Source organism: Drancourtella massiliensis, assembly GCF_016900655.1.
Classification (GTDB): domain Bacteria; phylum Bacillota; class Clostridia; order Lachnospirales; family Lachnospiraceae; genus Sellimonas; species Sellimonas catena.
The window spans coordinates 18,666-32,366 of the sequence record NZ_JACJKH010000024.1 but is presented as its reverse complement, the minus strand read 5'-3'; the positions used below and the strand labels follow the sequence as shown (position 1 = coordinate 32,366).

The following is a 13,701-nucleotide window of genomic DNA, read 5'->3' as shown; positions in this document are numbered from 1 at the left end:
TTACTTATTTCTGATTAAGGTTACTACGACTCTTCTGTAAGGCTCTTCTCCTTCACTGTGTGTCGTCACATAACGGTCTGCCTGAAGAGCAGAATGAATAATTCTTCTTTCGTATGGATTCATCGGTTCCAGAGCAACCGGTTTCTTCGTTCTCTTTACCTTGTAGGCAATGTTTTTCGCAAGATTTTCGAGAGTTTCTTTTCTTCTTCTTCTGTAGTCTTCTGTATCCAGCTTCACTCTCACATATCCATCCTGTGTCTTGTTTGCTACTCTGTTTGTAAGATACTGAAGAGAATCCAGTGTCTGACCTCTCTTACCGATCAGGATTCCCATATTCTTTCCATCCATCACGATTTCGAGGGCGCCCTCTTCATCAATACGGGATGAAATTTTAACTTCCATATCCATTGCGTGAAGCACGTCTGTGAGGAATTTCTCACATGCTGCAATTGTCTCATCCTGCACTTTTGCGAGCTTTTTACTCTCCTGAACCGGCTTTGTTTCTTTTACTTCTTTCACTTCAGCCGCTTCTTTTTCTCTTTTTTCTTTCCGCTCTTTCTTTTCTCTGCGCGGTTTTTTCTCTTTTACCTCGGATTTCATCTCCGGTTTTACTGCTTTTTCTTCGCCTTTTACCTCAGAGATGACCTCCTGGATTTCTTCTTTAAGCTCTTCTAATTCATCTTCTTTTTCTACTGTTTTCTTTTTCCATGCACGGATGACAGCCTGTTTGCTTCCGATTCCAAGAAAACCGCTGCTTCCTTTTTCAATTACATCGTATTCCAGCATATCACTTGTAACACCAAGCTGGATCAGGGCTTCTGTAATTGCATCATCCACTGTTTTTGCTGATACTGTAATTTCACCCATCCTGATAACCTCTTTCTTCATCTCTTACTTCTTTTGACTGTCTTTATGATTACTTTCATTATACTGTCTTACCAGATTTGCTTTCGCTGCGAGGCTTCCTGATTTTGCGTTTTTGCTCTTCTCAGCCGCTCTTTGTAAGGCTTCTTCTCTTTCTTTTTCTGTCATCTTTTTCTGTTTTGGCTCTTCAATGCTTCTTGCGTGAACCTGAGCCATCTCAGAAAGTTTCTGTGCGTTTGTGCCCTTCTTTTCTCTCTTTTTCGCCGCTTTTTTCTGATTCTTCTCAATCAGTTCTTCAATCGATATCCTGGAAAGATATTTATTAATAGCAAGCTGCTGAATCATACGTACTACTGCACTGGCGATCCAGTAAAGTCCGATACCGGAAGGGAATGTAAAACACATTACCACTGAAAATAACGGCATGATCTTCATCGTTGCATTCATGGAATTTACCATGGAATTGTCACTGCTGTCATTTTCTGTCGGCGCTGCCGTCGGTGAAAGTTTCATACTGATATACTGTGTCAATCCCGAAATAATCGGAATAGACAGAGCCAGGATTGCCGCTATAACAGCTCCTGTTTGAATCGAATTCATGAAAATATTCAGTGGAGTTTCCGCAATATTGATTCCGAGGAAAGAATTCAAATGTGTCAGACTATCCTGAGTAGAACGGATCAGCGACTCCAGATCCGGCAGTTTGTCGGCCAGAGTATCCCAGCTGCTTTCCTGAAATTTGTAAAGCGCATCCACCATAACGTTGGGCTGGCTGAATTTATATCTGGACGGATCCATTGCAATCGCATTCGTCTTACCAAGCGCCTCCATTGCCGCCTGTCCGCCTTCGGTGGACAAAAGCTGATTTACGAGCGGCATGTAAACTTCTTTGATTCCGTCTACATAAGCCGGGATATTACGGATTACATAAAACAGACCCCACAGAATCGGCAGCTGGATCAAAAGCTGCGAACAGCCTCCCATCATGGAAGTTCCGTATTTCTCATAGACCATCTTGGTTTCTTCCTGCATCTTCATCATCGATGCCTGGTCTTTTTTGTTCTTATATTTGTTCTGAATCCTTCTAAGCTCCGGATTCATTACAACGGTCAGTTTTGACGCCTTTTGCTGTTTGTACGTCAATGGAAGAAGCAGTGTATAGATAATGATTGTAAAAATAATGATACAAAGACCAATATTTTCAATATGGAATACATTACTAAGCACACTGAAAATTCCGTTCATCAGATGCCCCAGAAGCCAGGAAATCTGGCCGACGATCGGAGCCGATGACTGTGTCAATAATAAACCTTCCATCAGTTCTCCTCCATATTCAGGTATTATTTAATTACGGTACCGGATCGTATCCTCCCCGGTGGAACGGATTACATCTGAGTATTCTCCAGACCGTAAGAAGTCCTCCCTTTAAGGCTCCGTACTTCTCGATTGCCTCCAGTCCGTACTCCGAACAGGTCGGCGTATAAATACAGTGCTGTGTCGGCAGCTTGTACTTTGATAAATGCTTTCTGTAAAAACGAATTACTGCAAGCAACAGTTTTTTCATCGTTTCATCTCCATTTCATTTCCCTTATCCGAAGAATCCTGCTGTGTGTCCTGTAAATATATATGATGAAGTTTTCCGAGATGGACCACTGCACTTTCTATTTCCTGATAGCTTTTGTCCTTTGCCGAAGCCCGTGCAATGATAATTATGTCATATCCACGCCGGAAATGCTCTTCCTGCAGTCGATAACTTTCTCTCAATAGCCGTGTAACCCTGTGACGGACTACACTGTTCCCTACCTTTTTGCTGACTGAAAGTCCCAGTCTGTTGCCCGAGGTACCATTCTCTCTGACATACATGACAAGATATCTGTTTGCATAGGATTTTCCTTTTTTATAGGTCAGCTGAAAATCCCTGTTCTTTTTCAATGATTCTGAAAACTGCATTGCCGTATGCTCCTGATATGTTCTACGGTACGCAGATTATCCGCCTTTTCTTCATTCTGTATAGAAGAAAAGGCCACATATATGCGGCCTACGCTGATAATCTTTTTCTTCCTTTTGCTCTTCTGGCTGCGAGAACTTTTCTTCCGCCTGCCGTGCTCATTCTTGCTCTGAATCCATGAACTTTCGCTCTGGAACGTTTCTTTGGCTGAAATGTCATTTTCATTACTTTCCACCTCCTTAACCTGAAACTTATATATATAAATATAAGTACATTAATATCGTTCTTTGCTAAAAGACACCACGTCTGATTATAGTCAAAAACCCCCTGCAAGTCAAGTAATTCCGTGATTTTTTTACGTTTTTTCACAAGGATCCACAGTTATACAGCTCCTTTCCACAGGACCGGGACAATTTTATCTGCTCCGGAATGCTTTACACGCTGATTTCCACATGTTTTCAACATTTTGTGGATAATTTTGTGATTTTGTGTGGAAAACATGTTGGATTCTACTAAATTCGTCATTTTTTTTCCGGTTTCATGCGGTTTTCCACTGTTCAAAATCTTATCCACATCGATTTTACATTGCACTTGAAATCTTTTTGTTGTAATATATAAGGGAGTGAATCTATTTATTTCACGAGATCGCAGCGAAAATCCGGCCCGTTTTTTTGTGTCGGGTGTTTTTTGCTGTGCTTTTCAGTCATGTCCTGATCAGACGTCTCTGACAGGCGGACAGTACTAAAACAATAAGATTAGGAGTCATCAAAATGGACATCGTAACAGAAAAATGGAATGAAATAATTGAAAATTTAAGACTTGAGCATAGTCTTTCCGACGTTTCATTTAAAACATGGATTCTTCCATTAAAAGTCTATGATGTAATTGAAAATACCGTCTATATTCTCGTGACGTTAGATGGGACCGGTGATTATATCGATTACATAGAGAAAAAATACCTCCTTCCATTTAAAGTTTCGATCGCTGAAATTACCGGAATCGAGTATGATGTCAAATTTATTCCGGATAACCCGAGCGAACTGGAAAAGGTAGAAGAAATAGCAAATGCTCACAAGAAAAAAGCAGCGGCACACACAAAGAAAAACGACAATCTTCTTATGATAGAGCGTGCAAACTTAAACCCGCGCTATACATTTGATACCTTTGTCGTCGGCAAAAACAACAATTTCGCCCATGCCGCATCCCTTGCAGTTGCAGAATCACCGGGTGAAGTATACAATCCTTTATTCCTCTACGGAGGTGTAGGACTTGGGAAAACCCATCTGATGCATTCGATTGCTCATTTTATTCTGGAAAAAGATCCGAAGAAAAAGGTTCTCTACGTGACAAGTGAGGCCTTTACCAATGAGCTGATCGAATCCCTCAGAAGCGGTAAAACGGGAAACGAACTTCCGATGACTGCTTTTCGTGATAAATACAGAAATGTCGATGTGCTCCTGATTGACGATATCCAGTTTATTATAGGAAAGGAGAGTACCCAGGAAGAGTTTTTCCACACATTCAATCACCTGCATGTGGCCGGAAAACAGATCATCATTTCCTCGGACAAACCTCCTAAGGATATCGAAACACTGGAGGCACGGCTTCGTACCCGGTTTGAGTGGGGACTCATCGCTGATATTTCGGCTCCGGATTACGAGACCCGAATGGCAATTCTGAAGAAAAAAATCGAATCCGATCAGCTGGAACGCTACCATATTCCGGAAGATGTTCTGCAGTTTATTGCGACTAACATCAAATCCAACATCCGGGAGCTGGAAGGTTCTCTTAACAAACTGATCGCACTGTATAAATTAAAGAACGAAGAGATCAATATTTCACTTGCAGCCGAGGCTTTAAAAGATCTGATCTCGCCGGATGAAAACCGGAAGATCACGCCGGAACTGATCATCGAAACAGTTTCCGAACATTTCGGGATCTCTGTAGCGGACTTAAAGAGCGCAAGCCGCGATGCAAAGACAACAAGCGCACGCCATATTGCCATGTATCTTTGCCGTTCCATGACAGACACCCCTCTGAAAATGATCGGATCCTTACTTGGCGGAAGAGACCACTCGACTGTGAAACATGGTGTGGATAAAGTGTCGAAAGATATGGAAAACAATGATTCTCTGAAAAATACAATCAGTATCATTCAAAAGAAAATCAGTCCGCTTTGATGATTTTCCTGCATTCATCCTCATGAAATCCAAGCCCGTTCAACGAAGATTTCCATCCCGGAATCCACGAACTGGCGCGGGTTTGCACAGGTTATGCACATATCCACACATCCTAAGGCGGCGAATGCGGATATCTTATATATAAAAATTTATCTGGCTCAGCGAAAGGAGTTATACACATGAAAATTATCTGCACAAAATCCAATCTGGCAAAAGGTGTGGGAATCGTCTCCAAAGCAGTTCCTTCTAAAACAACAATGCCGATTCTGGAATGTATTTTGATTGATGCGACAAACGATATAATCAAACTGACAGCAAATGATATGGAACTTGGAATCGAAACAATTATCGAAGGTGAAATTGTACAGCCTGGTATGATTGCTCTGGATGCAAAAATCTTTTCTGAAATTGTCAGAAAGCTCCCGGATAGTGAAATCGTTATCACAACGGATGAAAATGAACAAACATTAATTACCTGTGAGAAAGCGAAATTTCAGATTGCCGGAAAATCCGGAAGTGATTTCGCCTACCTTCCATATATTGAAAAGAACGAATCCATTCTGGTATCACAATATACATTAAAAGAAGTGATCCGCCAGACAATCTTTTCTATTGCTGATACAGAGAGCAACAAGCTGATGACCGGTGAGCTGTTTGAAGTAGAAGATAACATTCTGAAAGTAGTTTCACTGGACGGTCACAGAATCTCCATCCGGAAGATTGAGCTGAAAGACAACTATGACCATAAAAAAGTTGTCGTTCCAGGAAAGACACTCACAGAAATCAGCAAGATTTTATCCGGCGATGCCGAGAGCGAAGTACAGATTTACTTTGCAGAAAATCATATTGTATTTGAATTTGATCAGACTGTTGTCGTATCCCGTCTGATCGAGGGAGAGTATTTCCGCATTGAGCAGATGCTCTCAAGCGATTATGAGACGAAGGTACACATTAATAAAAAAGAACTGTTAAACTGTATTGACCGTGCAACGCTTCTTGTAAAAGAAGGAGACAAGCGTCCGATCATCATTCAGATCGGCGACGAAACAATGGAGCTGAAGATTCAGTCACAGCTTGGATCCATGGATGAGGAGATTTTTATCACAAAAGAAGGAAAGGATCTTCTGATCGGATTCAATCCGAAATTCCTGATCGATGCCCTGAGAGTGATCGATGACGAGGATGTCGCGCTCTACTTTATGAATGCGAAGGCTCCATGCTTTATCAAGGATGAGAAGGAAAGTTATGTATATCTGATCCTTCCGGTCAACTTTAACGCAATCTAAAGGAAAGAGGTTACCAGATGGAGACAATTACACTTCGGGATGAATTTATCAAACTTGGACAGGCGCTGAAAGCCGCCGGACTTTGTGAATCCGGGGTAGAGGCGAAAGAAGTCATCCAGGACGGCCTTGTGAAGGTCAATGGAAGTGTCGACACAAGACGCGGAAGAAAGCTGTATGACGGGGACGTCGTATCCTTCGACGGACAGGAAATCAAAATACAGAAATAGCGGACAGGTGCGGCATGATCATCCAGTCATTGAAATTAAAAAATTTTAGAAATTATGAACTTTTAAATCTTGAATTTCATCCTGTCACAAATATTTTTCACGGGGATAATGCCCAGGGAAAGACGAATATTCTTGAGGCGGTCTACCTTGCGGGCACGACGAAGTCGCACCGCGGAACAAAGGACAGGGATATGATTTCGTTTGGAAAAGAGGAATCCCATATTGAGGTCGAGGTTCTGAAAAATGGGGTTCCTTTTCGAATCGATATCCATCTGAAAAAAAACAGCCCGAAGGGGGCGGCCATCAACCGGATGCCGGTGAAACGTGCAAGCGAACTGTTCGGGATCATTAATCTGGTGTTTTTTTCACCGGAGGATCTGAATATTATCAAGGATGGTCCGGCTCAGAGGAGACGGTTCATGGATCTGGAGCTCTCCCAGCTCGATAAGATCTATCTGAACAACCTGGCGGACTATAACCGGGTGGTCAACCAGAGGAACCGACTGTTAAAAGAGATGGCATTTCAGGATAATTTAAGAGATACGCTGGACATCTGGGATCTGCAGCTCATCCGGTACGGGGAGCTGGTCATGGAAGGAAGGCGGAAGTTTATCCGGGAGATCAATGAGATCGTCGGAGAGATACATGAAAAGCTGACCGGGGGAAAGGAACGGCTTGTCATGGAGTACGAACCGTCCACAGGGGAGATGTCCCTTGAGGAGGCGGTGAAAAAGAACCGGGAGCGGGATATCCGGATGAAGAGTACCTCTGCGGGTCCACACCGGGATGATATCTGCTTTCGGATCCATGATATGGACATCCGGAAGTTCGGTTCTCAGGGACAGCAGCGTACAGCGGCACTTTCCCTGAAGCTTGCGGAGATTGAGATCGTAAAGCGGGTGATTCATGACACGCCGGTTTTACTTTTGGATGATGTGTTGTCTGAACTTGATAAACACAGGCAAAACTATTTATTAGACAGCATACACGATATTCAGACTCTGATCACCTGTACCGGTGTGGAAGAGTTCGTGAATCATCGTTTTTCAATCAATAAAGTGTTCCTTGTCCAGAATGGACATGTAACAAATGAAAATTAATAGGAGGATCAGTATGAGCGCAGAATATGGTGGAGATCAAATCCAGATCTTGGAAGGGTTGGAGGCGGTCCGCAAAAGACCAGGAATGTATATCGGCAGCACTTCTGCAAGAGGACTTCACCACCTTGTGTACGAAATCGTGGACAATGCGGTGGATGAGGCGCTTGCGGGATTTTGTGATACGATCGAAGTGACGGTCAACGCGGATAATTCCGTGACAGTCATTGACAACGGAAGAGGCATTCCAACCGGCATCAACCATAAATCCGGGCTTCCTGCCGTGGAAGTCGTATTTACGGTACTTCATGCCGGCGGAAAATTCGGAGGCGGAGGATACAAGGTATCCGGCGGTCTTCACGGAGTAGGGGCATCCGTTGTCAATGCGCTTTCAGACTGGCTTGTAGTAGAAGTATGGAGAGACGGCAAAATTCATGAACAGCGTTATGAGAGAGGCAAGGTCGTCACTCCGCTGACTGTAATCGGGGAATGTGACCCTGATAAAACCGGAACGAAAGTCACTTTCCTTCCGGACGAGACGATTTTTGAGGAGACAGTGTTTGATTACGGAGTGTTAAGACAGCGTCTCCGTGAAATGGCATTCCTTACAAAAAATCTGAAGATCACATTAAAAGACGACAGAGAGGAAAAACGGGAGGAGTCCTTCCACTATGAAGGAGGAATCCGCGAATTTGTAAGCTATTTAAACCGAAGCGTGCAGCCTCTTTATGAGCAGATTATCTACTGTGAGGGCACAAGAGATGATGTGTATGTGGAGGTTGCAATGCAGCATAACGATTCCTACACAGAGAGTACATACGGGTTTGTCAATAATATTACAACACCGGAAGGTGGTACTCATATTGTGGGATTCCGTAATGCTCTGACAAAGACGTTCAACGCTTATGCAAAGAAGAATAAACTGATCAAGGAAAATGAGCAGAGCTTGAGCGGTGAAGATATCAGGGAAGGACTGACTGCCATTGTCAGTGTTAAACTTCCGGAGCCTCAGTTTGAGGGACAGACAAAGCAGAAGCTTGGAAACAGCGAGGCAAGAGGAGCGGTCGACAGTATCGTAAGCTCCCAGCTTGAGATTTTCCTGGAGCAGAATCCGGCTGTGGCAAAGACAATTATTGAGAAGTCTGTGATGGCACAAAGAGCGAGAGAGGCAGCGAGAAAAGCGCGTGATCTGACAAGAAGAAAGTCGGCGCTGGAAGGCATGTCTCTGCCTGGAAAGCTTGCGGACTGTTCCGACAAGGATCCGAAAAACTGTGAAATCTACATTGTAGAGGGAGACTCCGCCGGCGGTTCCGCAAAGACGGCGAGAGACCGTACGACCCAGGCGATTCTGCCGCTTCGTGGTAAGATTCTGAATGTGGAGAAGGCACGACTGGACAAGATTTACGCAAACGCGGAGATCAAGGCTATGATTACAGCTTTCGGAACCGGAATCCATGAAGATTTTGATATCAGCAAGCTACGGTATGACAAGATTATCATCATGACCGATGCGGATGTGGACGGGGCACATATCAGTACCCTGCTTCTGACATTCCTTTACCGGTTTATGCCGGATCTGATCAAAGAAGGACATGTATACCTTGCAAAACCGCCGCTTTACAAACTTGAGAAAAATAAAAAAGTCTGGTATGCGTACAGCGATGAGGAGCTTGCATCCATTCTCGCGGAAGTGGGACGTGACCAGAATAACAAGATCCAGAGATACAAAGGACTTGGTGAGATGGATTCAGATCAGCTCTGGGAGACGACGATGGATCCGGAACAGAGAATTCTGATCCGTGTGACGATGGATGAAGAGACATCCTCGGAACTGGATCTGACATTTACGACTCTGATGGGAGACAAGGTCGAACCGAGACGTGAGTTCATCGAGGAAAATGCGAAATACGTGAAGAATCTGGATGTATAAGGGAAGGGAGATAAGCAATGGAAGATACTATCTTTGATAAGATCGAGGAAATCGATCTTGAGAAAAAAATGAAAGAGTCGTATATCAACTATGCCATGAGCGTTATCGCTTCCCGTGCGCTTCCGGATGTAAGGGACGGTCTGAAGCCGGTACAGAGAAGAATCCTGTATTCGATGATCGAGCTGAACAACGGTCCGGACAAGCCGCACCGTAAATGTGCGCGTATCGTCGGTGATACGATGGGTAAATATCATCCGCACGGTGACAGTTCCATCTATGGAGCCCTGGTTAATATGGCACAGGACTGGTCCACACGTTATCCGCTTGTAGACGGCCATGGAAACTTCGGATCCGTGGACGGGGACGGCGCGGCAGCCATGCGTTATACAGAGGCAAGACTCAGTAAAATTTCCATGGAACTGACTGCGGATATCAATAAAAATACCGTAGACTTTGAGCCGAACTTTGACGAGACGGAAAAGGAACCGGTTGTACTTCCGGCGAGATTTCCGAATCTTCTCGTAAACGGAACCTCCGGTATCGCGGTCGGAATGGCGACAAATATTCCGCCGCACAACTTAAAAGAAGTCATTGGTGCGGTAGTCAGGATCATCGATGACCAGATGGAGAATAAAGAAACGACCATCGAAGACATTATGAAGATTGTAAAAGGACCGGACTTCCCGACCGGAGCGACGATCCTCGGAACAAGAGGAATCAACGAGGCGTACCGCACCGGAAGAGGAAAGATTGTTGTCCGGGCCGTAACTAATATTGAGGCCATGGCAAACGGCAAGAGCCGGATCATTGTGACAGAGCTCCCGTACATGGTCAATAAAGCAAGACTCATTGCAAAGATTGCGGATCTGGTGAAAGAAAAGAGAATCGACGGTATCGTCGATTTAAGCGACCAGTCCAGCCGGGAAGGTATGAGAATCTGTATTGAGCTGAGACGTGACGCCAACGCAAACGTCATCTTAAACCAGCTCTACAAGCACACCCAGCTCCAGGATACGTTTGGAGTCATCATGCTGGCACTCGTGAACGGGGAGCCGAAGATCATGAATCTTCTGGATATGCTCGGACATTACCTGAAACATCAGGAAGAAGTCATTACGAGAAGAACCCAGTACGAGTTAAACAAGGCAGAAGAGCGTGCCCATATTTTACAGGGACTGCTCATTGCCCTTGACAATATTGACGAAGTCATCAAGATCATCCGTGGTTCCCAGACCGTACAGCTTGCAAAGACGGAATTGATGGAACGCTTCCAGCTCTCCGACGCACAGGCACAGGCAATCGTAGACATGCGTCTGCGTGCTCTGACCGGACTGGAAAGAGAGAAGCTGGAAAAAGAATTTGAAGAACTGATGAAACGGATCGGGGAGTTGAAAGCAATTTTGGCAGACAGAAACCTGCTTCTTGGAGTCATCAAAGAAGAGATCCTTGCGATCAGCGAAAAATACGGAGACGAGAGACGGACACAGATCGGATTCGATGTGTACGACATCTCTACAGAAGATCTCATTCCGAGAGAGGACGTTGTGATCACCATGACAAAGCTTGGATATATCAAGCGGATGACAACGGATAACTTCAAGAGCCAGAACCGTGGAGGCCGCGGTATCAAAGGAATGCAGACACTGGATGAGGACTACGTGGAAGAGCTCTTTATGTGCTCAACCCATCACTATATTATGTTCTTCACCAATACAGGAAGAGTCTACCGTCTGAAAGGATATGAAATTCCGGAGGCGGGAAGGACCGCAAGAGGAACGGCGATCATCAATCTGCTTCAGCTTCAGCCGGAGGAGAAGATCACCGCAGTCATCCCGATCAAGGAGTATGAAGAAGGACAGTATCTGTTCATGGCAACCAAGAAGGGTCTTGTCAAGAAGACTCCGATCATGGACTACGCAAATGTCAGAAAGACAGGACTGGCAGCCATCACACTCAGAGAAGACGACGAACTGATCGAGGTTAAGACGACAGACGATACGAAGGACATTCTGCTTGTAACAAAATACGGACAGTGTATCCGCTTCCACGAAACAGATGTCCGGCCGACAGGAAGAACATCCATGGGAGTACGTGGAATGAATCTTGGTGATCAGGATGAAGTTATCGGAATGCAGCTTGATATCCAGGGAGAATATCTCCTGATTGTATCGGAAAAAGGTATGGGAAAACTGACCGCTATGGAAGAATTCACACCACAGAATCGAGGCGGAAAAGGAATCAAATGCTACAAGATCATTGAAAAGACAGGAAATGTCGTAGGTGTGAAAGCCGTCGATGAGGACGATGAGATCATGATTATCAATACCGAAGGCATTATCATCCGGACCGAGTGCTCCGGCATCTCAAAACTGGGACGGATTACATCCGGCGTCAAACTCATCAACCTGGACGATAACGTCAGCGTGGCAAGCATCGCCAAAGTCAGAAAGACGGAAGATGACGGGGACGAAGAGGAAGAAAGCCAGGAAGAGAACGAAGAAGTGACAGAAGAATAAAGAAATGACCGCGCCCTTATTTTGTGCACGGTTACATAGAAAACAGGAAGATGTTCTCAGATCGAGAATGTCTTCCTGTTTTTTTATTTGCTATAAAGCCGGTTTTTGTAAATGAAATACAGTACAGCTCCAACAACCGCCGTCACAAGCTCGGTAGCCGGGAAGGACATCCAGACACCTGTCATGTCCCAGAGGTTTGCAAAGAGAAAGGCAATCGGGATAATCAGGATCAGCCCCCGCAGGAGAGAGATGATCTGTGCCGGAAGTGCCTTCTCGACGGAAGTAAAGTACATCGAAAGGATGATATTGAATCCCGCAAACACAAGGGAGGTAAAATATAACTTCAGTCCGGTTATTGCAATCTCCTGCAGCTTTGCGTTGTGTTCGCTGTTAAATGCAGATGCGATCGGATCCGCAAATACAAAGAGGATCAGGTACATCACTGCGGACAGGATCACCATGGAAATCATGGCGTAGCGCAGAAACTGCCGGATGCCGTCCGTCTTTTTCCGGCCGTAGGAATGGCTGACAAGCGGCTGGATTCCCTGGGCGATTCCGGTATAGAAAGAAAGAACCACGAGGGAAATATTGGCGATGACTCCGTAGGCAGCTACTCCTGTATTGCCTTCCAGGCCCAGAATCAGCATATTAAATACAATCATGACAATCGCGGCGCTGATCTGGGACAGCAGGGAAGGAAATCCAAGGGAAATATTGGTACGGATGGAATCTGCATCCGGAACCAGTTTCCGGAAATGGAATCCTCTTTTCTTTCCAAGCCAGTGCGGGGACATGATAGTGAGTCCGACAACCGGAGAAAATCCGGTGGCAAGAACCGCACCAAGCATTCCCATATTGCAAGGGAAGATAAAAATATAGTCAAATACGACATTGAACAGACTTCCGCATACGGTTGCAATCATGGAAAGTCTTGGATTGCCGTCGTTTCTTACGAAACAGAGAATGATATCATTAAAAATAAAGGCCGGTGAAAACAGCATCATCACACGTAGATACGTATTTGTCATTTCGAAGGTATTCTGATTGGCACCAAGGAGTCTTGCCAGGGAACCGGAGAAAAACAGCCCTCCGAGCATAAAAATTATTGAGAAAAAGATCCCCAGATATACGGTATTCGTAAAAATCGTATCGGCACCCTTCTGATTATTCTGGCTTTTCAGAATGGAAAAACGGGTAGCGCCTCCCATTCCGAGCATCAGTCCGGTTCCATGAATAAAATCATAGGTCGGAATGGCAAGATTCAGGGCTGCAAGACCATTTGTCCCCAGTCCCTGGGCCACAAAAAAGGTATCAGCAAGAATATAGCAGGAAATGGAAATCATACCCATAATGCTGAAAAAGGAATACCTGATAAAATCCTGAAATGGTGTATTTTTCGTCATAAACTCCTCCTGTTATTTCAGACTTCCACGCCGGAAAAGACAAAAAGAAAAGCGCTGACATTTTGTATCTTCAAAGGCCTACGATACAAAATCCAACGCTTGATTACCCGGCGGTAAGTCTTTATTTTATTTCTCGAATCAGAATATCAGAATGCCAGGAAAGAGTCAAGGAAAAATTCAGATGAGTTGACTTTTTTCTGCCTATCCTGTTTAATGAAAAACAGGAAGAAGATGATGAAAGGAGAGACCG

Annotated in this window: 12 protein-coding genes; 6 read left to right on the top strand and 6 right to left on the bottom strand. The window is 44.6% G+C overall.

Features of this window, described 5'->3' with window-relative positions; translation table 11 throughout:
• The 5 genes from jag to rpmH all read right to left on the bottom strand — a co-directional run bounded on the left by jag (nucleotide 1) and on the right by rpmH (nucleotide 3,037).
• Nucleotides 1-867, bottom strand: coding sequence for an RNA-binding cell elongation regulator Jag/EloR (gene jag, locus H6A32_RS12450; protein ID WP_087166907.1), 867 nt, complete (start codon nucleotides 865-867; stop codon nucleotides 1-3).
• A 24-nt stretch (nucleotides 868-891) separates the two neighbouring features.
• Entirely contained in the window at nucleotides 892-2,181 is a 1,290-nt protein-coding gene (locus tag H6A32_RS12445; RefSeq protein WP_087166515.1) for a YidC/Oxa1 family membrane protein insertase, read from the bottom strand.
• A gap of 31 nt (nucleotides 2,182-2,212) precedes the next feature.
• Entirely contained in the window at nucleotides 2,213-2,428 is a 216-nt protein-coding gene (gene yidD, locus H6A32_RS12440; RefSeq protein WP_087166514.1) for a membrane protein insertion efficiency factor YidD, read from the bottom strand.
• The gene (gene rnpA / locus H6A32_RS12435; RefSeq protein WP_087166513.1) at nucleotides 2,425-2,814 is read right to left on the bottom strand and encodes a ribonuclease P protein component; all 390 of its coding nucleotides are present in this window, start codon (nucleotides 2,812-2,814) and stop codon (nucleotides 2,425-2,427) included. Before rnpA ends, yidD begins: the two co-directional genes overlap by 4 nt.
• 88 nt (nucleotides 2,815-2,902) lie before the next feature.
• Nucleotides 2,903-3,037: a 50S ribosomal protein L34 gene (gene rpmH, locus H6A32_RS12430; RefSeq protein WP_024733939.1), complete on the bottom strand. Its 135-nt coding sequence runs from the start codon at nucleotides 3,035-3,037 to the stop codon at nucleotides 2,903-2,905.
• Nucleotides 3,038-3,582: 545 nt separating this feature from the next.
• Between rpmH and dnaA the strand changes: the two genes are divergently transcribed.
• From dnaA to gyrA, 6 genes are all read left to right on the top strand, one after another.
• Nucleotides 3,583-4,992, top strand: coding sequence for a chromosomal replication initiator protein DnaA (gene dnaA / locus H6A32_RS12425; protein ID WP_087166511.1), 1,410 nt, complete (start codon nucleotides 3,583-3,585; stop codon nucleotides 4,990-4,992).
• A gap of 179 nt (nucleotides 4,993-5,171) precedes the next feature.
• Nucleotides 5,172-6,278 carry a DNA polymerase III subunit beta gene (gene dnaN / locus H6A32_RS12420; protein WP_087166510.1) on the top strand — a complete coding sequence of 369 codons (1,107 nt, stop codon included), beginning with the start codon at nucleotides 5,172-5,174 and terminating at the stop codon, nucleotides 6,276-6,278.
• 17 nt (nucleotides 6,279-6,295) lie between these two features.
• Nucleotides 6,296-6,505 carry an RNA-binding S4 domain-containing protein gene (locus H6A32_RS12415; protein ID WP_087166509.1) on the top strand — a complete coding sequence of 70 codons (210 nt, stop codon included), beginning with the start codon at nucleotides 6,296-6,298 and terminating at the stop codon, nucleotides 6,503-6,505.
• 14 nt (nucleotides 6,506-6,519) lie between these two features.
• On the top strand, nucleotides 6,520-7,605 hold the full coding sequence (recF, locus tag H6A32_RS12410; protein ID WP_087166508.1) for a DNA replication/repair protein RecF: 1,086 nt from the start codon (nucleotides 6,520-6,522) through the stop codon (nucleotides 7,603-7,605).
• A 13-nt stretch (nucleotides 7,606-7,618) separates the two neighbouring features.
• Nucleotides 7,619-9,532, top strand: a complete 1,914-nt coding sequence (gene gyrB / locus H6A32_RS12405; RefSeq protein WP_087166507.1) for a DNA topoisomerase (ATP-hydrolyzing) subunit B — start codon at nucleotides 7,619-7,621, stop codon at nucleotides 9,530-9,532.
• A 17-nt stretch (nucleotides 9,533-9,549) separates the two neighbouring features.
• The gene (gene gyrA, locus H6A32_RS12400; protein ID WP_087166506.1) at nucleotides 9,550-12,048 is read left to right on the top strand and encodes a DNA gyrase subunit A; all 2,499 of its coding nucleotides are present in this window, start codon (nucleotides 9,550-9,552) and stop codon (nucleotides 12,046-12,048) included.
• A gap of 83 nt (nucleotides 12,049-12,131) precedes the next feature.
• Here the strand turns inward: gyrA and H6A32_RS12395 are convergent, their stop codons facing one another.
• Nucleotides 12,132-13,451: an MATE family efflux transporter gene (locus tag H6A32_RS12395; protein WP_204864467.1), complete on the bottom strand. Its 1,320-nt coding sequence runs from the start codon at nucleotides 13,449-13,451 to the stop codon at nucleotides 12,132-12,134.
• Between the last annotated feature and the right edge of the window lie 250 nt (nucleotides 13,452-13,701).

Coding starts and splice junctions, on each gene's coding strand:
- jag (WP_087166907.1), bottom strand. CDS start 867: ATGGGTGAAATTACAGTATCAGCAAAAACAGTGGATGATGCAATTACA.
- H6A32_RS12445 (WP_087166515.1), bottom strand. CDS start 2,181: ATGGAAGGTTTATTATTGACACAGTCATCGGCTCCGATCGTCGGCCAG.
- yidD (WP_087166514.1), bottom strand. CDS start 2,428: ATGAAAAAACTGTTGCTTGCAGTAATTCGTTTTTACAGAAAGCATTTA.
- rnpA (WP_087166513.1), bottom strand. CDS start 2,814: ATGCAGTTTTCAGAATCATTGAAAAAGAACAGGGATTTTCAGCTGACC.
- rpmH (WP_024733939.1), bottom strand. CDS start 3,037: ATGAAAATGACATTTCAGCCAAAGAAACGTTCCAGAGCGAAAGTTCAT.
- dnaA (WP_087166511.1), top strand. CDS start 3,583: ATGGACATCGTAACAGAAAAATGGAATGAAATAATTGAAAATTTAAGA.
- dnaN (WP_087166510.1), top strand. CDS start 5,172: ATGAAAATTATCTGCACAAAATCCAATCTGGCAAAAGGTGTGGGAATC.
- H6A32_RS12415 (WP_087166509.1), top strand. CDS start 6,296: ATGGAGACAATTACACTTCGGGATGAATTTATCAAACTTGGACAGGCG.
- recF (WP_087166508.1), top strand. CDS start 6,520: ATGATCATCCAGTCATTGAAATTAAAAAATTTTAGAAATTATGAACTT.
- gyrB (WP_087166507.1), top strand. CDS start 7,619: ATGAGCGCAGAATATGGTGGAGATCAAATCCAGATCTTGGAAGGGTTG.
- gyrA (WP_087166506.1), top strand. CDS start 9,550: ATGGAAGATACTATCTTTGATAAGATCGAGGAAATCGATCTTGAGAAA.
- H6A32_RS12395 (WP_204864467.1), bottom strand. CDS start 13,451: ATGACGAAAAATACACCATTTCAGGATTTTATCAGGTATTCCTTTTTC.